Annotated in this window: 20 protein-coding genes and 1 riboswitch; of the genes, 10 read left to right on the plus strand and 10 right to left on the minus strand. The window is 56.9% G+C overall.

The genetic code is table 11. The features are described 5' to 3' along the window. Window positions 1–50: 50 nt before the first annotated feature. Complete coding sequence (gene uvrB / locus JTA15_RS02445) at window positions 51–2,066, plus strand: excinuclease ABC subunit UvrB (protein ID WP_020884934.1); 2,016 nt, start codon at window positions 51–53, stop codon at window positions 2,064–2,066. Window positions 2,067–2,151: 85 nt separating this feature from the next. Here the strand turns inward: uvrB and yvcK are convergent, their stop codons facing one another. Continuing rightward, entirely contained in the window at window positions 2,152–3,060 is a 909-nt protein-coding gene (gene yvcK / locus JTA15_RS02450; protein WP_020884933.1) for a uridine diphosphate-N-acetylglucosamine-binding protein YvcK, read from the minus strand. Window positions 3,061–3,286: 226 nt separating this feature from the next. Beyond that, window positions 3,287–3,421: riboswitch (molybdenum cofactor riboswitch) on the plus strand. Here yvcK and moaA point away from each other — a divergent pair. The 6 genes from moaA (at window position 3,409) to JTA15_RS02480 (ending at window position 6,882) form a co-directional block, all read left to right on the plus strand. Next, the gene (moaA, locus tag JTA15_RS02455; RefSeq protein ID WP_063925241.1) at window positions 3,409–4,398 is read left to right on the plus strand and encodes a GTP 3',8-cyclase MoaA; all 990 of its coding nucleotides are present in this window, start codon (window positions 3,409–3,411) and stop codon (window positions 4,396–4,398) included. Its footprint overlaps the riboswitch before it by 13 nt. Before the next feature lie 24 nt (window positions 4,399–4,422). Beyond that, window positions 4,423–4,935, plus strand: a complete 513-nt coding sequence (gene moaB / locus JTA15_RS02460) for a molybdenum cofactor biosynthesis protein B (RefSeq protein WP_020884931.1) — start codon at window positions 4,423–4,425, stop codon at window positions 4,933–4,935. Between the two features lie 3 nt (window positions 4,936–4,938). After that, window positions 4,939–5,424, plus strand: coding sequence for a cyclic pyranopterin monophosphate synthase MoaC (gene moaC, locus JTA15_RS02465; protein WP_008501142.1), 486 nt, complete (start codon window positions 4,939–4,941; stop codon window positions 5,422–5,424). Beyond that, window positions 5,417–5,662: a molybdopterin synthase sulfur carrier subunit gene (gene moaD, locus JTA15_RS02470; RefSeq protein WP_020884929.1), complete on the plus strand. Its 246-nt coding sequence runs from the start codon at window positions 5,417–5,419 to the stop codon at window positions 5,660–5,662. The genes moaC and moaD overlap by 8 nt, the downstream gene beginning before the upstream one ends. Window position 5,663: 1 nt before the next feature. Beyond that, entirely contained in the window at window positions 5,664–6,116 is a 453-nt protein-coding gene (gene moaE / locus JTA15_RS02475) for a molybdopterin synthase catalytic subunit MoaE (RefSeq protein WP_014169225.1), read from the plus strand. A 58-nt stretch (window positions 6,117–6,174) separates the two neighbouring features. Then, a complete protein-coding gene (locus JTA15_RS02480; RefSeq protein WP_014169226.1) occupies window positions 6,175–6,882 on the plus strand; it encodes a Bax inhibitor-1/YccA family protein in 708 nt (235 codons plus the stop codon). A 58-nt stretch (window positions 6,883–6,940) separates the two neighbouring features. Here the strand turns inward: JTA15_RS02480 and JTA15_RS02485 are convergent, their stop codons facing one another. The 3 genes from JTA15_RS02485 to JTA15_RS02495 are packed head-to-tail and all read right to left on the minus strand — an operon-like array spanning window position 6,941 to window position 9,902. Further along, entirely contained in the window at window positions 6,941–7,903 is a 963-nt protein-coding gene (locus tag JTA15_RS02485; RefSeq protein ID WP_014169227.1) for a YbhN family protein, read from the minus strand. Then, on the minus strand, window positions 7,903–9,144 hold the full coding sequence (clsB, locus tag JTA15_RS02490; protein ID WP_014169228.1) for a cardiolipin synthase ClsB: 1,242 nt from the start codon (window positions 9,142–9,144) through the stop codon (window positions 7,903–7,905). The genes JTA15_RS02485 and clsB overlap by 1 nt, the downstream gene beginning before the upstream one ends. Beyond that, complete coding sequence (locus JTA15_RS02495) at window positions 9,141–9,902, minus strand: endonuclease/exonuclease/phosphatase family protein (RefSeq protein ID WP_014169229.1); 762 nt, start codon at window positions 9,900–9,902, stop codon at window positions 9,141–9,143. Before JTA15_RS02495 ends, clsB begins: the two co-directional genes overlap by 4 nt. 133 nt (window positions 9,903–10,035) lie before the next feature. On the opposite strand from JTA15_RS02495, the gene JTA15_RS02500 reads away from it, so the two are divergent. Further along, window positions 10,036–10,446, plus strand: coding sequence for a YbhQ family protein (locus JTA15_RS02500; RefSeq protein ID WP_014169230.1), 411 nt, complete (start codon window positions 10,036–10,038; stop codon window positions 10,444–10,446). Here JTA15_RS02500 and JTA15_RS02505 read toward each other — a convergent pair. The 5 genes from JTA15_RS02505 to cecR are packed head-to-tail and all read right to left on the minus strand — an operon-like array spanning window position 10,408 to window position 16,048. After that, window positions 10,408–11,514, minus strand: a complete 1,107-nt coding sequence (locus JTA15_RS02505) for an ABC transporter permease (protein WP_014169231.1) — start codon at window positions 11,512–11,514, stop codon at window positions 10,408–10,410. The genes JTA15_RS02500 and JTA15_RS02505 overlap by 39 nt on opposite strands. 9 nt (window positions 11,515–11,523) lie before the next feature. Beyond that, window positions 11,524–12,657, minus strand: coding sequence for an ABC transporter permease (locus tag JTA15_RS02510; RefSeq protein WP_047743857.1), 1,134 nt, complete (start codon window positions 12,655–12,657; stop codon window positions 11,524–11,526). Next, window positions 12,647–14,386, minus strand: a complete 1,740-nt coding sequence (locus tag JTA15_RS02515) for an ATP-binding cassette domain-containing protein (RefSeq protein ID WP_150343513.1) — start codon at window positions 14,384–14,386, stop codon at window positions 12,647–12,649. Before JTA15_RS02515 ends, JTA15_RS02510 begins: the two co-directional genes overlap by 11 nt. Continuing rightward, complete coding sequence (gene hlyD / locus JTA15_RS02520; protein ID WP_014169234.1) at window positions 14,379–15,374, minus strand: secretion protein HlyD; 996 nt, start codon at window positions 15,372–15,374, stop codon at window positions 14,379–14,381. Before hlyD ends, JTA15_RS02515 begins: the two co-directional genes overlap by 8 nt. Further along, window positions 15,371–16,048, minus strand: a complete 678-nt coding sequence (gene cecR, locus JTA15_RS02525; RefSeq protein ID WP_014169235.1) for a transcriptional regulator CecR — start codon at window positions 16,046–16,048, stop codon at window positions 15,371–15,373. The genes hlyD and cecR overlap by 4 nt, the downstream gene beginning before the upstream one ends. A gap of 237 nt (window positions 16,049–16,285) precedes the next feature. Here cecR and rhlE point away from each other — a divergent pair, with 237 nt between their 5' ends. Together rhlE and dinG are read left to right on the plus strand one after the other, a co-directional pair. Further along, window positions 16,286–17,674: an ATP-dependent RNA helicase RhlE gene (rhlE, locus tag JTA15_RS02530; protein WP_020884924.1), complete on the plus strand. Its 1,389-nt coding sequence runs from the start codon at window positions 16,286–16,288 to the stop codon at window positions 17,672–17,674. A gap of 96 nt (window positions 17,675–17,770) precedes the next feature. Continuing rightward, complete coding sequence (gene dinG / locus JTA15_RS02535; protein ID WP_106503852.1) at window positions 17,771–19,948, plus strand: ATP-dependent DNA helicase DinG; 2,178 nt, start codon at window positions 17,771–17,773, stop codon at window positions 19,946–19,948. On the opposite strand, the gene JTA15_RS02540 is transcribed toward dinG, so the two are convergent. Beyond that, entirely contained in the window at window positions 19,935–20,438 is a 504-nt protein-coding gene (locus JTA15_RS02540; RefSeq protein WP_025204629.1) for a fimbrial protein, read from the minus strand. The two genes, dinG and JTA15_RS02540, sit on opposite strands and share 14 nt — an antisense overlap. Window positions 20,439–20,440 lie beyond the last annotated feature (2 nt).

Raw genomic sequence — 20,440 nt, forward strand, 5'->3', positions numbered from 1 at the left:
ACGAGTAAAATTACTCACCTGCCGCTTATAACGTCATCAGGTTGTCGCCCATGAGTAAACCGTTCAAATTGAATTCTGCATTCCGTCCTTCCGGCGATCAGCCTGAGGCGATCCGACGTCTCGAAGAGGGGCTGGAAGATGGGCTGGCGCACCAGACGCTGCTGGGGGTAACCGGTTCGGGCAAAACGTTTACCATTGCCAACGTTATCGCCGATCTGCAGCGCCCCACGATGGTGCTGGCCCCAAACAAAACCCTGGCCGCTCAGCTTTACGGTGAGATGAAAGAGTTCTTCCCGGATAACGCCGTGGAATATTTTGTCTCCTACTACGATTACTACCAGCCTGAAGCGTATGTCCCGAGCTCTGACACCTTCATTGAGAAAGATGCCTCGGTGAACGAACACATTGAGCAGATGCGTCTGTCGGCGACGAAGGCGCTCCTTGAGCGTCGCGATGTGGTGGTGGTGGCGTCAGTGTCGGCTATCTACGGTCTGGGCGATCCGGATCTCTATCTGAAGATGATGCTGCACCTGACCCAGGGGATGATCATCGATCAGCGCGCTATTTTACGCCGTCTGACAGAGCTGCAGTACACCCGTAACGATCAGGCGTTCCAGCGCGGTACCTTCCGCGTGCGCGGCGAGGTGATTGATATCTTCCCGGCAGAGTCGGACGATATCGCCCTGCGCGTTGAGCTGTTTGACGAAGAAGTTGAACGCCTGTCGCTGTTTGACCCGCTGACCGGCCACGTCGAGTCGGTTGTTCAGCGCTATACCATCTACCCGAAAACGCACTACGTGACGCCACGCGAGCGTATCGTGCAGGCGATGGAAGAGATCAAAGTTGAACTGGCAGACCGCCGTAAGGTGCTTCTGGCGAATAATAAGCTGCTGGAAGAGCAACGCCTGAGCCAGCGCACCCAGTTTGACCTGGAGATGATGAACGAGCTGGGCTACTGCTCCGGTATCGAAAACTACTCACGTTTCCTCTCCGGGCGTGGTCCGGGCGAGCCACCGCCGACGCTGTTTGACTATCTGCCGGCAGACGGTCTGCTGGTGATCGACGAATCTCACGTGACTATCCCGCAAATTGGCGGGATGTATCGCGGTGACCGGGCGCGTAAAGAGACGCTGGTGGAGTATGGTTTCCGTCTGCCATCGGCGCTGGATAACCGTCCCATGAAGTTTGAAGAATTTGAGGCGCTGGCACCGCAAACCATCTACGTCTCGGCTACGCCGGGCAACTACGAGCTTGAAAAATCGGGCGATGAGGTGGTTGACCAGGTGGTGCGTCCGACCGGGCTGCTGGATCCGATTATCGAGGTGCGTCCGGTCGCCACTCAGGTTGACGATCTGCTGTCAGAAATCCGTATCCGCGCGGCCATCAACGAGCGCGTGCTGGTAACGACGTTGACCAAGCGCATGGCGGAAGATCTCACCGAGTATCTTGAGGAGCACGGTGAGCGGGTGCGTTATCTGCACTCGGATATCGATACCGTCGAGCGTATGGAGATCATCCGCGACCTGCGTCTGGGCGAGTTTGACGTGCTGGTGGGTATCAACCTGCTGCGAGAAGGCCTGGATATGCCAGAAGTCTCGCTGGTGGCGATTCTGGATGCCGACAAAGAAGGCTTCCTGCGTTCTGAACGCTCCCTGATCCAGACCATTGGCCGTGCCGCGCGTAACGTTAACGGTAAAGCGATCCTTTACGGTGACAAAATTACCCCGTCAATGGCGAAAGCAATTGGCGAAACGGAGCGTCGTCGTGAGAAACAGCAGCGTTACAACGAAGAGCACGGCATTACGCCGCAGGGCCTGAACAAGAAAGTGGTGGATATTCTGGCGCTGGGTCAGAACATTGCGAAGACCAAAGCGAAAGGGCGCGGGAAAGCGCGTTCAGTGGTTGAGCCGGATACCGTCGAGCTGACGCCAAAAGCGCTGCAGCAGAAAATCCACGAACTGGAAGGGCAGATGATGCAGCATGCGCAGAACCTCGAATTCGAAGAGGCCGCGCAAATCCGCGACCAGCTGCATCAGCTGCGCGATCTGTTTATCGCCGCCTCCTAGGTAAAAGCAAAATGACAGCCGCAGGCTGTCATTTTTTTAGTGTTTGCTCTCTCCCGTGGGAGAGAAGTTGGGTGAGGGCTAATCTCTATCCCAGGTCCTGAATCGCTTTCTCCAGCGCTTCACGCAGCAGGTGACGGTCGTGGCGATATTTGATATCGCTTGCTTCCAGCGGCTCCTGAACCACCACGCGATCGCCAATCCCTGATACATCAACTTTCGGGCCGACCACTACGCCATCGATGATTTTCTTCCCGACGTACTGCTCCATCAGATTCAGTTTATCCGCCAGCGACAGGCTGGCCGCCGCCGGGCTCAGCTCACGGCCTAAATTGCCGATGTAAACCATGGGGGCGGGCGTTCTGCGCAGGGCCTGTGCCAGCTCTTTGACCAGTAAAATGGGCATCAGGCTGGTGTAAAAACTGCCCGGCCCAATCAAAATCAAATCCGCTTCGCCGATGGCCTCAATGGCTTCACGCGTGGCGGGCACGCTTGGGTAGGTCATCAGCTCTTTTGGTGGCACGGTAAGCTGGTCGATGTTCACTTCGCCATAAACCTCGTGCCCTTCCGCATCGATCGCCATTAAATCGACCGGTTGTTCGGACATTGGGATCAGGAACGCGTCAACCTTGAGCAGGTTTCGGATCAAATTGATGGCTTCCAGCGGGCGCACTGACAGGTGATCCAGCGCTTTAAGCATCAAATTTCCAAGGTTATGCCCGGAAAGTTCGCCGTTACCGCCAAAACGGTACTCAAACATCGCCGAAGCGACGCTCGGCTCGGTAATTAACTGGTTCAGACAATTACGCATATCGCCCCAGGCGATACCCCCTTCCGCGCGTCGAATACGCCCGGTGGAGCCGCCATTATCCGTGGTTGTCACTATCCCTGTCAGCCTTGAGCCAAGTGAAGACAGAGAAGACATCACTCGCCCCAGACCATGGCCTCCGCCAAGAGCGACAACACGGTCAAGATCCGCAAAAGTGCGATTGCGCATACACATTCCTTATCACGTTCGATCTGCGTAACACTACCCTAACTACCCCTAAAAGACGATGCCTCACCCGGCGCAAAATGACGTATATCAATGTGAATATGCTGTTTTTAGGTATTCTGTAGCGAAAATACACGATTATGTCGTTATGTATATGGTTATATAGCGTTAAGTGATAATGGCGAAGGGAAGATTTCCGCGCTACTATCGCCATAACCACGTTTTCAAATTTGAAAACATACACTCGAGCCCTGGCGCCTGTGTCGAAAGATATGGCGTCCTGGCCGTGGCGAATATGCCACCAGGGTACAGAAAGAAATGACTGTGCCTCCCGTCTCTGGAAAGGTGTACATGGCTTCACAACTTACTGATGCATTCGCGCGTAAGTTTTTTTACTTACGTCTGTCGATTACCGATGTGTGCAACTTCCGTTGCACCTACTGCCTGCCCGATGGCTACAAACCGGGCAGCGTCACCAATAACGGCTTTCTCTCCGTGGACGAAGTGCGCCGCGTCACGCGCGCATTCTCTGAACTCGGCACGGAAAAGGTCCGCCTGACCGGAGGGGAACCCTCTCTGCGTCGTGATTTCCCCGATATCATTGCTGCGGTGCGTGAGAACGATCGTATCCGTCAGATTGCGGTCACCACCAACGGGTACCGCATGGCTCGCGACGTTGCGGCCTGGCGCGACGCGGGCTTAACCGCCATCAACGTCAGCGTGGACAGCCTCGATGCCCGCCAGTTTCATGCCATTACCGGCCAGGATAAATTCCGCCAGGTGATGGATGGAATTGACGCGGCGTTCAGTGCCGGGTTCCAGAAGGTCAAAGTCAATACGGTGCTGATGCGTGACGTCAACCATCACCAGCTTGATACCTTCCTGGCGTGGATCAAATCCCGCCCCATCCAGTTGCGTTTTATCGAGCTGATGGAAACTGGCGAGGGCAGTGAGCTGTTCCGTCGGCATCACATCTCCGGGATGGTGTTGCGAGATGAGCTGCTGAAACGCGGCTGGATCCACCAGATCCGTCAGCGCAGCGACGGCCCGGCGCAGGTTTTTTGTCACCCGGATTACGAAGGGGAAATCGGGCTTATCATGCCGTATGAGAAAGACTTCTGTGCCAGCTGTAACCGTCTTCGCGTCTCCTCCGTTGGTAAGCTGCATCTGTGCCTGTTCGGGGATGGCGGTGTCGACCTTCGCGATCTGCTGGCGGACGACGCCCAACAGGCCGCGCTTGAAGCGCGGATTTCTGAAGCTCTGACGCACAAAAAACAGACCCACTTCCTGCATCAGGGCAACACCGGCATTACTCAGAACCTGTCCTACATTGGCGGGTAATCAGGCTTAAGAAGGAACCAGAAGATGAGTCAGGTTAGCGCGGAATTTATCCCGACACGCATTGCTATTCTTACCGTTTCCGACCGCCGCGGTGAAGAGGATGACACCTCCGGCCACTGGCTGCGCGATGCGGCACATGATGCCGGGCACAGTATTGTTGATAAGGCGATCGTGAAAGAGAACCGTTATGCCATTCGTGCACGGGTCTCTCAGTGGATTGCCAGCGATGAGGTGCAGGTGGTGCTGATCACCGGTGGCACCGGCTTTACCACAGGCGACCAGGCTCCCGAGGCGCTCGTCCCGCTGTTTGACCGGGAAGTGGAAGGCTTTGGTGAAGTGTTCCGCATGCTCTCGTTTGAAGAGATTGGCACCTCCACGCTGCAGTCGCGTGCGGTTGCCGGTGTGGCGAACGGCACGTTGATTTTTGCCATGCCCGGCTCGACAAAAGCGTGTCGCACCGCGTGGGAAAATATCATTGCGCCGCAGCTGGATGCCCGTACCCGTCCGTGTAATTTCCATCCCCATTTAAAGAAATAAGTTATGTCGCAACTGACCCACATTAACGCCGCTGGCGAAGCACATATGGTGGATGTCTCCGCCAAAGCCGAAACGGTGCGTGAAGCGCGTGCTGAAGCCTTCGTGACCATGTTGCCAGAGACCCTGGCGATGATTATTGACGGCAGCCATCACAAAGGCGACGTCTTTGCCACCGCCCGCATCGCCGGGATCCAGGCTGCAAAACGCACCTGGGACTTAATTCCGCTCTGCCACCCGCTGATGTTGAGCAAGGTGGAAGTCAACCTGCAGGCGCAGCCGGAGCACAACCGCGTGCGCATCGAGTCGCTCTGCCGTTTAACCGGGAAAACCGGGGTTGAGATGGAAGCCCTGACGGCGGCCTCTGTCGCCGCGTTGACTATCTATGACATGTGCAAAGCGGTGCAGAAAGATATGGTGATTGGCCCGGTTCGTTTGCTGGCGAAAAGCGGTGGTAAATCCGGTGATTTTAAGGTGGACAGCCATGATTAAGGTGCTCTTTTTTGCTCAGGTCCGCGAGCTGGTGGGCACCGACAGCCTGACGCTTGATGCCCCCTTTGACACCGTTGCCGACCTGCGTGCGCATCTTGCCGCGCAAAGCGACCGCTGGGCGCTGGCGCTGGATGAAGGCAAGCTGCTGGCCGCGGTTAACCAGACGCTGGTGGAGCTGACCCATCCGCTGACGGCCGGGGATGAAGTGGCCTTCTTCCCGCCGGTGACAGGGGGCTAAGATGGCTGAAACCCGAATTCTGGTAGGTCATGATCGTTTCAGCGTTGGTACAGAATATGACTGGCTGGCAGAGCGTGACGAAGACGGTGCGGTTGTCACCTTCACCGGCAAAGTGCGTAACCATAATCTCGGCGACAGCGTAAAGGCGCTGACGCTGGAACACTATCCGGGCATGACGGAGAAATCCCTCGCGGAGATCGTTGAACAGGCGCGTGGCCGCTGGCCGCTCGGGCGAGTGACGGTTATCCACCGTATTGGTGAAATGTGGCCTGGCGAGGAAATCGTTTTTGTCGGCGTGACCAGTGCCCACCGTAGTAGTGCGTTTGCAGCAGGGGAGTTCATTATGGATTACCTCAAAACCAAAGCGCCATTCTGGAAACGTGAAGCGACGCCGGAAGGCGACAGGTGGGTTGAGTCGCGTGACAGTGACAAAGAAGCCGCCAGTCGTTGGTAGTCGGTTTGCGTGGATGTGTTAGTCTTAACGTGTGTGTCTACTTAATCAGGAGTGAATCATGGACCGATTTCCGCGTTCCGATTCAATAGTACAGCAGACCCGTACCGGGCTGCAGACGTATATGGCTCAGGTTTATGGCTGGATGACGGTCGGTTTACTGCTGACCGCCTTTATCGCATGGTATGCAGCCAACACGCCTGAGCTGATGATGTTTATCTTCTCGAGCAAAATCACCTTCTTTGGGCTGATCATCGCGCAACTGGCGCTGGTCTTTGTTCTCTCCGGCCTGGTGCAGAAGCTGAGCGCCGGAATGGCGACCACGCTGTTTATGCTCTATTCGGCACTGACGGGGCTAACGCTCTCCAGCATCTTCATCGTGTATACCTATTCCTCCATCGCCAGCACGTTTGTGGTCGCTGGCGGGATGTTTGGTGCGATGAGCCTCTACGGCTACACTACGAAGCGTGACCTGAGCGGTTTCGGCAGCATGCTGTTTATGGGGCTGATTGGGATTGTGCTGGCGTCGCTGGTGAACCTGTGGCTGAAGAGTGAAGCGCTGATGTGGGCGGTGACCTATATCGGGGTGGTGATCTTCGTCGGTTTGACGGCCTACGACACTCAGAAGCTGAAAAATATTGGCGAACAGATTGACGTACGCGACAGCTCAAACCTGCGCAAATACGCGATTCTGGGCGCCCTGACGCTGTATCTGGACTTCATCAACCTGTTCCTGATGTTGCTGCGTATTTTAGGCAACCGTCGTTAAGGGTATTTCCCTTACCCGACCTGCGTTGCGCAGGCCGGGTAAGTTCCCTCGCCAGACCTCACTTCGCTAACGCTTTCTCATTCTTAGCCCGCAGTTTCTTCGCCCGACTCTCCAGCACCAGATAACACACCGTTGCCAGCGCCAGCGGCAGGAAGTAATAGAGCATACGGTAGGCCAGCAGGGCGGCAATAATCGTACCCTGTGAAACATGCTCTCCGGCGAGCAGGGCGATAAATACCGCCTCCAGCACCCCAATCCCCGCCGGGATATGTACGATCACGCCGGCAATGCTGCTGACCAGCAGCACGCCCAGCACAAAGAAGTAATTCACATCTTCACCAATGAGCATCCAGATAATCGCCCCCATCGCCATCCAGTTGGCGCTGGACACGGCCATCTGCAGGACCGCGAATTTCCACGAAGGCAGCACCAGTTTTTGTCCCTTGATGGTCATGTGTCGGCGTTTGGCAAAGGCGCAGGCCCAAAGATAGAGCGCAATGATGAGCAGTAATGCAAAGCCTAAAATCCGCAGCGTGGTTTCATCGATGTACCAGTGCGCAGGCAATTGCACCACGCCGATGGTGAAAATCACCCCGCCGAGCAGAATGTAACCCAGCCAGTTGGTGGTGATGCTGAGGGAAAAAATGCGCGTAATGGTCCCGCCCGGCAGGCCGAGGCGCGAGTAAAGGCGATAGCGCATGCCGATCCCGCCCACCCAGGTACTCAATGTCAGGTTAAAGGCGTAGCAGATAAACGACACCAGCATGACCTGGCGCTTCGCGAGCTTATGGCCGCAGTAGGCGCGGCCCAGCAGGTCATAGCAGCCGTACATGAGGTAGCTTACAATCACCAGCCCCACCGCGCCCAGCAGCACCAACCGGTTGTAGTTGCGGATAACTTTCCACACCTCTTCCCAGTCAACTTTCTGGGCGTAAACCACCAGCAGAACCGCGACGGCGATGAAAAACAGCCAGGTGAGGATCTTTTTAGCCAGCCGCCAGCGTGGATGTGATTTCGACATCAGGTTTTCCCTCCATCTTCCGCTTCAACGCGGTCCTGGGTTTCCATTTCGGGCTGGACAGGCGGATCCACCAGCGCAAGTTTTGGCGTGTGCGCCGGCAGCCAGCCCACCATCGCCGGGAAATGACGCAGGAAGTGGAACACCACCACGCTAATGCCCAGATTCCACCAGGTGCGTTTGGGCACCATGGATTCGTCCACGCGCACGCAGTCGTTCACGATCAACGCCTGCAGGTTATCCCTGAGAGTCTGGTTGAACTGGCGATCGTGGATGATCAGGTTAGCTTCAAGATTCAGTGACAAACTCAGCGGATCGAGATTGCTGGAGCCCACGGTGGCCCAGTGATCGTCCATCAGGGCAACTTTGCCGTGCAGCGGCCGGCGGCGATATTCGTAAATTTGTACGCCACCTTTCACCAGATAGTTGTACAGCAACCGGGCACCGATTTTGACAATCTGCATGTCCGGCTCGCCCTGAACAATGAGCTTCACGCGCACGCCGCGTCGGGCCGCATTGCGCATGGCATGCAGCAGGCGATAGCCCGGGAAAAAGTAGGCGTTGGCGATGATCACTTCGCGCTTCGCATTCGCCAGCATCTTCAGGTAATGCCGCTCAATGTCGTCCCGGTGCTCACCGTTATCCCGCCAGACAAATAACGCCTGCGCTTCACCGGGGTGACGGTTCTCTTCCGGACGATGATGGCGGCGCTGCCACCAGCGCCGGGCAGCCTCTTTACCGGGCAGGTTTTCCAGCTCAAAGAGCAGGATATCCTGCACCACCGGTCCTTCAATGCGAATCGCGTAATCCTGCTTGGCTTCCGGGCCGTAATCGGACATATGTTCAGCGGAGTAGTTAATGCCGCCAACAAACGCTACCGTCTCATCCACCACCACAATTTTGCGGTGCATCCGGCGGAAAAGATTGGTACGCATGCCGAAAAGGCGAGGGCCAGGATCGTAGTAGCGGAACACGACGCCTGCTGAGGTGAGCTCATTGACGAACGCATCACTGAGGTCCGGTGAGCCATAGCCATCCAGCAGCACTTCGATTTTGACGCCACGCAGGGCAGCACGCAGCAGCACGCTGTGCAACTGCTTACCGACGTCGTCTTCGAACCAGATAAACGTTTCAAGGATCACTTTCTGCTTTGCGTGGTCAATCGCGTCAAACACCGCGGGGTAATATTCATCCCCGTTGACCAGCAGCGTGATCCGGTTGCCTTCCTGCCATGAACATTTCATAAGTGGATCTCCGCGCTGAGCGGCGCATGGTCGGAAAGATGTCGCCAGTTAAGTAACGCCAGTGCGGTCGGGCTGCTGGCATGGGCGTTTTTTACGTAGATTCTGTCGAGTCGCAAAAACGGGAACCGTACCGGAAAGGTGCGTGCAGGCCTGCCGTTTGCACGGGTGAAAATCTCCTCAAGTCCCGCATCAACCTTCAACGGATGGTTAGCCCGCTGCCGCCAGTCGTTGAAATCACCGGCCACGACCACGGGTTCACCTTCGGGCAGGGCATTGGTCCATTCGGCCAGCATTTTTAGCTGTGCCTGGCGATGGGCTTCGCGCAGGCCCAGATGAACACAGCCCACGTGCACCGGGAACGCCAGGTCCGGCGGGGCGATACGGCAGTAAAGCAGCCCGCGTTTTTCACTTTCACCCACAGAGACGTCGCGGTTCTCGTAATGTTCGATGGGAAAACGTGACAGCACCGCATTACCGTGATGCCCTTCCGGGTACACCGCGTTGCGCCCGTAGGCGTAATCACTCCACATGGTGTCGGCCAGGAATTCGTAGTGCGGGGTGTCCGGCCAGTTTTCAAAGTGAAGCGGATGCACTTCGTGCGCGCCCATGACTTCCTGAAGACAGACAATGTCCGCGCTGACGGTGCGAACCGCGTCGCGCAGCTCCGGTAAAATGAAGCGGCGGTTAAATGCTGTGAAGCCTTTATGAATGTTTATCGTCAGCACTTTAAGCGAGAAATGCTGCATTTTTTTGGTCATACGTTCCTTCCAGGGTGACTATCCCGATGAAAATAAAGTGTAGTAGGCGTCACAAAAAGATGCGGTGTTACGGAATTTTCCGTAAAGTGCGGTAGTCTGATTAAGCAGAGAAAAATCCTTCAGGAGAGAAGCCATGAAGTGGCAACAACGCGTTCGTGTCGCAACTGGCCTGAGTTGCTGGCAGATAATGTTGCATTTACTGGTCGTGGCCGTACTGGTGATGGGCTGGATGAGCGGCACGCTGGTGCGGGTCGGCTTAGGGCTATGCGTCCTCTATGGCGTCACCGTACTGTCGATGCTGTTTTTACAGCGCCACCACGAAGCACGCTGGCGTGAGGTGGGTGATGTGCTCGAAGAGCTCACCACCACCTGGTACTTTGGTGCGGCGATGATTGTGCTTTGGTTGCTGTCGCGTGTGCTGCAAAACAACCTGCTGCTGGCCCTGGCCGGTCTGGCAATCCTCGCAGGGCCTGCCGTGGTCTCGTTACTGACCAAAGAGAAAAAGCTACGCGATGTTTCGTCTAAACATCACGTACGCCACTGAGCCCGTCGTGGCCGCTATAATCAGTAGCGGCCACAAACTTCCCCAGACAATGTCCAGACTCGCATCCTTCAGATAGATCTGCTTGGTGATATCCGTGAAGTGCCGAATCGGGTTTATCCACGTCAAATCCTGTAACCATACCGGCATGTTCTCCACGGGCGAGACGTAGCCCGAAAGCAAAATCGCCGGCATCATAAAGACGAACACGCCAATAAATGCCTGCTGCTGGGTAGAGCAGAGCGCGGAAATCAGCAGTCCAAACCCGACCAGCGACAGCCCGTAAATCACCATGGTGAAGTAGAACAGCGCCAGCGAACCGGCGAACGGGATCTGGTAGGCCCATATTCCCACGCCCAGCACGATGGTGGCCTGGAAGGTCGCGACAATCAGCGCCGGAACCGCTTTGCCGACGAAAATTTGCCATGTTGCGAGCGGGGAAACCAGCAGCTGATCGAGCGTCCCCTGTTCGCGCTCACGGGCGACGGAGAGCGACGTTACGATCATCACTCCGATAGTGGTGATCATGGCAATCAGCGATGGCACCACGAACCATTTGTAATCCAGATTCGGGTTATACCAGTTGCGCACCACCAGCTCGCTGTTGTTAGGTTTCGGTTTCCCGTCCATCAACTCCTGTTGGTAATCTTTCACCACCTGCTGAAGATAGTTGGCTGCAATCTGGGCGCTGTTGGAGTTGCGCCCGTCGAGGATTAACTGCATTGGTGCCGTCTGGAAGGTATCCAGATTGCGGGAAAAATCGGCCGGAAAACGCACCAGCAATAACGCTTTTTGCGTATCGATGGTGGGCTGGATCTCCTGCGGGCTTTTCAGCAGCAGGATGTGGGTAAAAGCCTTCGCCCGGGCGAAACGCTGCGTCAATTCGACGGAATGTTTGCCATTATCTTCGTTGTAGATAGCAATGGTGGCGTTAGTCACCTCCAGCGTGGCGGCAAACGGGAAGAGCAACACCTGAAGCAACACCGGTAATACCAGAATGGCGCGCGTCTGCGGCTCGCGCAGCAGCGACTGCAGCTCTTTGCGTATCAATGTCCATAAACGGTGAAACATGTTCGCTCCTTAATCCAGACGCCGTTTGGTCTTTATCCACGTCAGCCCAATAAACATCGTTGCCGATGCCAGCAAAAACAGCGTGTTGATGATCAACACCACCGGAATATTCCCCGCCAGGAACAGGCTTTGCAGCGTACTCACGAAGTAGCGCGCCGGAATAATGTAGGTCACGGCACGGATCACGGCGGGCATACTGTCTATCTGGAAAATAAACCCGGACAGCATAATCGACGGTAAAAAGGCGGCGTTCAGGGCCACCTGCGCGGCGTTGAACTGGTTACGGGTGATGGTGGAGATAAGCAGCCCCATCCCGAGGGTGCTCAGTAAAAACAGACTGGTGATAAAGAAGAGCACCACCAGCGATCCGCGGTACGGCACGCCGAGGATAAACACCGAGACCAGCATGCAGAGCAGCATCGCCAGCATGCCGAGGAAGTAGTAGGGGATAAGCTTACAGAGCAGCAGTTCAACCCGTGTGACCTCGGTAGACAGCAGCGCCTCCATGGTGCCGCGTTCCCACTCGCGGGCAATCACCAGCGAGGTCAAAATGGCGCCAATAACCGTCATGATGATGGTCACCGCACCCGGGATAATAAAATGCTGGCTAATGGCCGCAGGGTTAAACCAGTAGCGCGTCTGCACGTCGATCAGCGGTTCGAAGGTTTCCCCGCGATCTTCGGCGCGCTGCATTTGCCACAGCTGCCAGATGCCCTCCACATAGCCTTGTACAAAGTTCGCGGTGTTTGGCTCGCTGCCGTCGGTGATCACCTGCACCGGCGCATTGGCATCGGTGCGCGCCATGTTGGCGGCAAAATCCACCGGGATCACCACCAGCCCACGTATCTTCCCGGCCTGCATCATCTGGATTAACGCCTGCCGGTTGTCGCTGATGGTGGCGTCAATGTAAGGGGAGCCGGTCATGGTGTGGGTGAAATCAAGCGCCTCTTCGCTCTGCTGCTCCAGCAAAATCCCGACCCGCAGTTTGCTGGAGTCAAGGTTGATCCCGTAGCCAAAGATAAAGAGCAGCAGCAGGGGGATCACCACAGCGATCAGCCAGCTGCTGGGGTCACGCACGATCTGGCGCGTCTCTTTGATACACAACGCACGCACCCTGCGCCATGAAATGGCGTTATTGCGCATGGGCATTCTCCTTATCCCAGTCGTGGATGAGGGTAATAAACGCCTGTTCCATGGTCGGGTCCGGCACCTCGTCATCGGCGGCCTGTTCTTTCAGGTCGTCCGGCGTACCGTGGGCAATCAGCTTGCCGCGATACACCAGCCCGATGCGGTCGCAGTATTCCGCCTCATCCATAAAGTGGGTGGTTACCATGACCGTGACCCCTTTCTCCACCATGCTGTTAATATGCAGCCAGAACTCGCGGCGGGTGAGGGGGTCAACGCCGGAGGTCGGCTCATCGAGAAACAGGATATCGGGCTCATGCATTAATGAGCAGGCCAGCGCCAGCCGCTGCTTGAAACCGAGCGGCAGTTCGTCGGTGGCATGGGAAGCAATGCCCGTCAGGCCAAAGGCCTCGCTCATGCGGTGGATTTTCTCGTTCTGCGCGCGGCCCCGCAGGCCGTACACGCCGGAGAAAAAGCGCAGGTTCTGCTCGACCGTCAGGTTGCCATACAGCGAGAATTTCTGCGCCATATAGCCCAGATGCTGACGCGCCTTGCCGGAGCTGACCTTCAGGTCCATGTCGAGCACCAGCGCTTTCCCCGAGGTCGGTACCAGCAGGCCGCACATCATCTTAAAAGTGGTCGATTTCCCGGCGCCGTTTGGCCCGAGCAGGCCAAAAATCTCACCGCGTTTCACCGCGAAATTGACGTTATCGGTGGCGGCGAAATCCCCAAACTTTTTGGTGAGGGATTTGGCTTCAATCACCGTTTCACCCGGCGTGCCTTCAACCGTGTGCAGGATCGCGGCGAGGGGGGATTCTGATGTCCCTGCGCCGCCGAGCAGATCGATAAACGCATCTTCAAAGCGTGGCGCGGTCTCCTCCATCTCAATTTCAGGCATTCCCGGTGCACGGCGTATATCGTCCGCGGTCGCCTCTTTCGTGAGGATCACGCGCACCGAACGGCCCTGAATCATTCCGTCGCTGGCCTGAGGTAGCTTTAGCACCCGCTGCAGCAGCTGACGGTTGGAGGCCTGGGCGCTGTGCAGCAGGAAGCTGCGTCCAGCCATGCTCTGCGTCAGCGTGGTCGGCTCTCCCTGATAAAGCAGTTCACCTTCGTTCATCAGCAGAACGTCACGGCACTGTTCCGCTTCATCAAGGTACGAGGTGCTCCAGAGGATCAGCATCCCATCGCCGGCTAACTCATGCACCATCTGCCACAGCTCGCGGCGCGAAATCGGGTCGACGCCCACGCCAGGTTCATCGAGTAAGAGAACCTTCGGCTCGCCCACCAGCGTACAGGCCAGCCCCAGCTTCTGTTTCATCCCGCCGGAGAGCTTGCCCGCCAGCCGGTCGGTGAAGGGGCCAAGCGAGGTAAATTCCAGCAAACGGGCAAAGGTCTTCTGACGGGCTTCGCCAGTGACGCTGCGCAGGTCAGCATACAGATTGAGGTTTTCCATCACCGTCAGGTCTTCATACAGACCAAACTTCTGCGGCATATAGCCCAGCATGGCATGGAGCGCGCCATCGTCTTTAATCGGGTCGAGTCCGAGCACGCTGGCGGTTCCTTCATCGGGCTTTAACAAACCCGCCAGCATCCGCATCAGCGTCGTTTTGCCTGCGCCGTCCGGGCCAACCAGCCCGGTCACATAGCCTTTCTGAATGGTACAGTTCAGCGGGGCGACGGCAGGTTTTTCCATTCCCGCGAAGCGTTTGACCAGATTGTTGAGCTGAATAACCGCGTCATTCATGTCGTTCCCCGTCGCTGACTTTTACGGTGACAGGCATGCCCTGACGCAGCGCGTCGTCGGCATCGGTCACGATGATGCGCAGGCGATAAACCAGGTCGGTACGCAGATCCGGCGTTTCAACCGTTTTGGGTGTGAATTCAGCCGTCGGTGACACAAAGCCAACTTTGCCATGATACGGTTTATCCGGCCGACCGTCGGTGTAGAGCAGCAGCTCGCGGCCCGGCTGCATCTGGCCGAGATTAGGCTCATCAATGTAGGCGCGCACCCATACCGGACGCGTCAGAGAAAGCGTCAGGACGGTGCTTCCCGCGCTTAACATGCTGCCCGGCTCCACGGCGCGGGTCATCAGCGTGCCGTCAGACGGGGCAATGAGCGTGGTGTCGTGCAGATCCAGTTCCGCCTGCGCCAGCTGCGCCTGCGCCTGTTCCAGGCTGGCTTTTGCCTGCGCGATGTCCTGCGGGCGATTACCGGTGTGGTACTGGCTTAATTTATCCTGAGCGGATTTCAGCGTCGCCTGGGCCTGGTCGCGGGAGGAGCGGGCGTTTTCTAGGTCGTTGGCAGAAATGGTGCGGCTTTTCCACAGGCCCTGCTGACGAGCATAGAAGTTTTGCGCGTAGTCATAGGCGGCCTGCGCCTGTTTGACCGCGGCGGCGGCCTGAGCAATCTCTTCGTCACGGTAGCCGGCCAGCATCAGGTCATATTGCGCCTGCGCCACGGAAACGCCTGCTTTCGCCTGCATCAGCGCGTTCTCGTACGGGGCCTTGTCGAGCATCCCCAGCATCTGACCGGTTTTGATGGTATCGCCTTCATCAACGGTGAGGGAGGCCAGGCGCCCCCCGACGCGGAAACTCATATTCACGGTGCGAATATCGACGTTGCCGTACAGCGTCAGGCCTCTGTCCTGGTGACTTTGATACCACAGCCAGCCGCCGATACCTGCGGCAAGCAGAACAACGACCACCAGAATGATGGCGACAGGTTTTTTCATGACTTCAGGCTCCTTTGCGTTAAGCCTTGCAGGATCAGATCGAGATGACAGGTGATGACCTGGCTAATCTGCGCGGCTTTATCCTCATCAAATTGTGTCCAGCCGGTGCGTAACAGGATCGTTTCGCGCCCAAGACGGAAGGCGAGAATTTCACCCAGCAGGGCGTGGGTATGCAAAATAGTCTCGGTATCGTCGGCGTCTCGTCCGGTATAGGCCGCGATCAGCCGGGTCAGGTGCGTATGCATCGGGGCAATCACCTGATCGTGCACTCGCTGGTAAGCCGCCGTAGGGGAGAGCTGCTCACGGGAGATGAACTTACTCAGGCTCAGCGTCTCGTCGTGGGTCAGCAGGCGAATCATATTGTCGCAGGCGCTGATAATCAGCTGCCTGATGGCGGCGCGATCCGGCGACGGCTGGCTCAATAGCCCGCTGGCCTCTTCAACGTGTGGCCGAAAATGGTTACCGATAAAGTCGGCGATCCACTGGGCACAGGCGAGGTACAAATCTTCTTTTGAGCCAAAATAGTAGGTGATAGCCGCAATGTTTTGCCCGGCCTGCGCCGCGATGTCCCGCGTGGTGGCATGCAGACCATATTCGCCAAACTGCGCCAGCGCGGCGGCAATAAGCTGGTTTTTGGCCTGTTCACCTTTCGATGTCGTTGGGGTCGTATTCATGGCGGTTTTAAAAATTAATCAATCGATTGATTAACATTATGCCCGGTTGCCCTTTTTGTCCAGTGACCACACGGCGGGAAATCTTTCGTCAACGCAGCGCCGCGGGATATTTTATGCGCCACGTCACAAAACCTGCTACACTCCGCTGCTTCACGACATTGTGGTTTTTGTCCTTCCCTATTCGTTATATCTCCCTGAAAACTACACCTGTGATGGTCGGGGCGGTTCGGAGTTTTTATGTCTTTTGATTCCCTTGGCCTGAACCCTGAAATTTTGCGCGCTATCGCAGAGCAGGGCTACGTCGAGCCAACCCCAATCCAGCAGCAGGCTATTCCAGCCGTTCTGCAGGGCCGCGACCTGATGGCCAGCGCCCAGACCGGTACCGGTAAGACCGCGGGTTTTACCCTGCCGCTGTTAGAGCTGCTGGTAAAAAATCAGCCGCACGCCAAAGGACGTCGTCCGGTGCGTGCCCTGATCCTCACCCCAACGCGTGAGCTGGCGGCCCAAATTGGTGAGAACGTGCGTGAGTACAGCCGCTATCTCAACATTCGCTCGCTGGTGGTTTTCGGTGGAGTAAGCATTAACCCGCAGATGATGAAGCTGCGCGGTGGCGTGGACGTGCTGGTGGCAACGCCGGGTCGTCTGTTGGATCTTGAGCACCAGAATGCCCTGAAGCTTGATAGCATCGAAATCCTGGTGCTGGACGAAGCTGACCGCATGCTGGATATGGGCTTTATCCACGACATTCGTCGCGTGCTGGCTAAGCTGCCGCCGCGTCGTCAGAACCTGCTGTTCTCTGCCACCTTCTCTGATGAGATCAAGGCGCTGGCGGAAAAACTGCTGCATAACCCGCTGGAAGTGGAAGTGGCGCGTCGCAACACCGCCTCTGAGCAAATTACCCAGCACGTGCACTTCGTTGATAAAAAGCGTAAGCGGGAACTGCTCTCCCATATGATTGGTCAGGGCAACTGGCAGCAGGTGCTGGTCTTTACCCGTACCAAGCACGGCGCTAACCATCTGGCGGAACAACTGAATAAAGACGGTATCCGCAGCGCGGCGATCCACGGCAACAAAAGCCAGGGGGCACGTACCCGCGCGCTGGCTGAATTTAAATCCGGTGACATTCGCGTCCTGGTTGCGACCGACATTGCTGCCCGTGGTCTGGATATTGAAGAGCTGCCGCACGTCGTAAACTACGAGCTGCCAAACGTACCGGAAGACTATGTTCACCGTATCGGTCGTACCGGTCGTGCGGCGGCAACCGGTGAAGCGCTCTCGCTGGTGTGTGTGGATGAACACAAACTGCTGCGTGATATCGAACGTCTGCTGAGAAAAGAGATCCCGCGTATCGAAACCCCGGGCTATGACGTGGACCCGTCCATCAAGGCGGAGCCTATTCAGAATGGCCGTCAGGGCGGCGGCGGTGGTCGTGGTCAGGGTGGCGGGGGGCGCAGTCAGCAGCCGCGTCGTTCTGAAGGCGGTGCACCGAAAGCCGCGGGCAAACCTCCGCGTCGTAATACAGAGGCTAAGCCAGGCGGTGAAAGCCCATGGCGTAGCGGCGAGGGGAAACCGGCAGGGGAAGGGCAGCGCCGACGCCGCCCGCGTAAACCTGCTAACCCGCAGTAATCTGGAAGCCCGGTCGTAAAGCCGGGCTTTTCTTTTGCGGCAGCGGAAAGAAAGTGCCACAATAGTGGCTGTTTATACAGTATTTCAGGTCCTCCGATGGCTTTAACCGCGGCGCTCAAAGCGCAAATTGGCGCCTGGTATAAGGCGCTACAACAGCAGATCCCCGACTTTATCCCCCGAGCGCCTCAGCGGCAGATGATTGCTGATGTGGCAAAAACGCTCTCCGGGGACGACGGACGACATCTGGCGATTGAAGCCCCGACGGGTGTCGGGAAAACCCTGTCGTATTTAATCCCGGGCATTGCCATTGCGCGGGAAGAGCAAAAAACGCTGGTGGTCAGCACCGCTAACGTGGCCCTGCAGGATCAAATCTTCAGCAAAGACCTGCCGCTGCTGCGCAAAATCATCCCTGAACTGCGATTTACAGCCGCCTTTGGCCGCGGGCGTTATGTGTGTCCGCGCAATCTCGCGGCTCTCGCCAGCAGTGAGCCCTCTCAGCAGGATCTGCTGGCCTTCCTGGATGATGAACTGACGCCGAACAACAAAGCGGAACAGGAGCAGTGCGCGAAGCTAAAAACCGAGCTCGACAGCTACAAGTGGGACGGCCTTCGCGATCACACCAGCCATGCCATCAGCGATGATTTGTGGCGCAGGCTCAGCACCGATAAAGCCAGTTGCCTTAACCGCAACTGCCACTACTACCGCGAGTGCCCGTTCTTTGTCGCACGGCGGGAGATTCAGGAAGCGGAGGTGGTTGTCGCTAACCACGCGCTGGTCATGGCCGCGCTGGAGAGTGAGGCCGTCCTGCCGGAGCCTAAAAACCTGCTGCTGGTGCTCGATGAAGGCCACCATTTGCCGGATGTGGCGCGGGATGCGCTGGAGATGAGCGCCGAAATCACCGCGCCGTGGTTCCGCCTGCAGCTGGATCTGTTCTGCAAGCTGGTGGCGACCTGCATGGAGCAGTTCCGCCCGAAAACCACGCCGCCGCTGGCGGTGCCCGAGCGGCTGAGCGAACATTGTGAAGCGGTCTACAGCCTTATTGCTTCCCTGAATAACATCCTCAATCTTTATCTCCCGGCGACCCAGGAAGCAGAGCACCGCTTTGCGATGGGAGAGCTGCCCGACGAGGTGATGGAGATCTGCCAGCAGCTGGCGAAGCACCTTGAAAAGCTGCGCGGGCTGGCGGAGATGTTCTTAAACGATCTCAGTGAGAAAACCGGTAGCCACGACGTGGTGCGTTTGCACCGCATTCTGCTGCAGATGAACCGTGCGTTGGGCATGTTCGAAGCCCAGAGCAAGCTCTGGCGTCTGGCCTCGATGGCGCAGGCGTCCGGTGCGCCGGTCACCAAATGGGCAACCCGTGACGTGAAAGACGGACAGGCGCACCTGTTTTTCCACTGCGTGGGGATTCGTGTTGCCGATCAGCTGGAAAAGCTTATCTGGCGCAGCGTGCCGCACGTGGTAGTGACTTCCGCGACGTTGCGTTCCCTGAACAGTTTCTCCCGTTTACAGGAGATGAGCGGGCTGAAAGAGAAAGCTGGCGATCGTTTTGTGGCGCTGGATTCGCCGTTTAACCACTGTGAACAGGGCAAGCTGGTCATTCCGCGCATGAAGTATGAGCCGCTTATCGACAACGAAGAACAGCACATTGCCGAAATGGCAGCGTATTTCCGCGAGCAGCTGGAGAGTGAAAAATATCCCGGCATGCTGGTCCTGTTTGCCAGTGGAAGGGCGATGCAGCGTTTTCTGGAGCACGTTACCGACCTGCGATTACTGTTGCTGGTGCAGGGCGATCAGCCTCGCTACCGGCTGGTAGAGCTGCACCGCAAACGCATTGATAACGGGGAACGTAGCGTGCTGATCGGGCTGCAGTCATTCGCGGAGGGGCTGGATCTGAAGGGGGATTACCTGACGCAGGTGCATATCCATAAAATTGCCTTCCCGCCCATCGACAGCCCGGTCGTCATCACCGAAGGTGAATGGCTCAAAAGCCTCAATCGCTATCCGTTCGAGGTCCAAAGCTTACCCGCGGCATCGTTTAATCTGATTCAGCAGGTGGGGCGTCTCATCCGTAGCCACAGCTGCTGGGGAGAGGTGGTGATTTATGACAAACGTCTGCTCACCAAAAATTACGGCCAGCGGTTACTCAACGCTCTGCCTGTTTTTCCGATTGAACAGCCGGACGTGCCCGATGTTAAAAAACGTCCGGCAAAACCTGCCGCCGGACGGCGTAAAAGCATCCGTACGAAGGGGCGCGGGCCTACTGGTAAGTAAAGGTCACCTGGACCACGCTGTTAAACGTTCCGGCGGTGACGGGCAATGCGCTGGCATAATAGCGGGCAGCCAGAGGAAACGTTGCCGTGTGGTCCGCTGAGTTAACCGGAACGTTAAAGGCTGCCTGCGGGGCAATGAGTATATTGTCCTGGCGGTCTGCCAGTTCCAGTGCTAACCCTTTCGCACTGCCGATATTGGCGAATTTTGTCGGGTGCGTACTGTCGGCCTGACCATAGAAAAAGGCGGTCGCCAGCGCAAGTGTGGGAGGGCAATGCGAGACCGAGAGCGTAAAGTCTTTCCACGCGCCGGTATCGCCCACATTTTTAAAATCCCCTGATACCGCCTGGCCTAAATCCACCGTCAGGTTGCGGCTGGCGCTGTCAATAATGCAGGTGTTGGCGTAAATATTGCCTGTCATCTGGATCTGAATATCGTCCGCCTGTGCCCGGGCAATCAAGCCGAGAATCAGGATCGCAAGTGTCTTTTTCATGT

The sequence above is a fragment of the Enterobacter sp. BIDMC 29 genome, from assembly GCF_019378755.1.
Classification (GTDB): domain Bacteria; phylum Pseudomonadota; class Gammaproteobacteria; order Enterobacterales; family Enterobacteriaceae; genus Enterobacter; species Enterobacter ludwigii.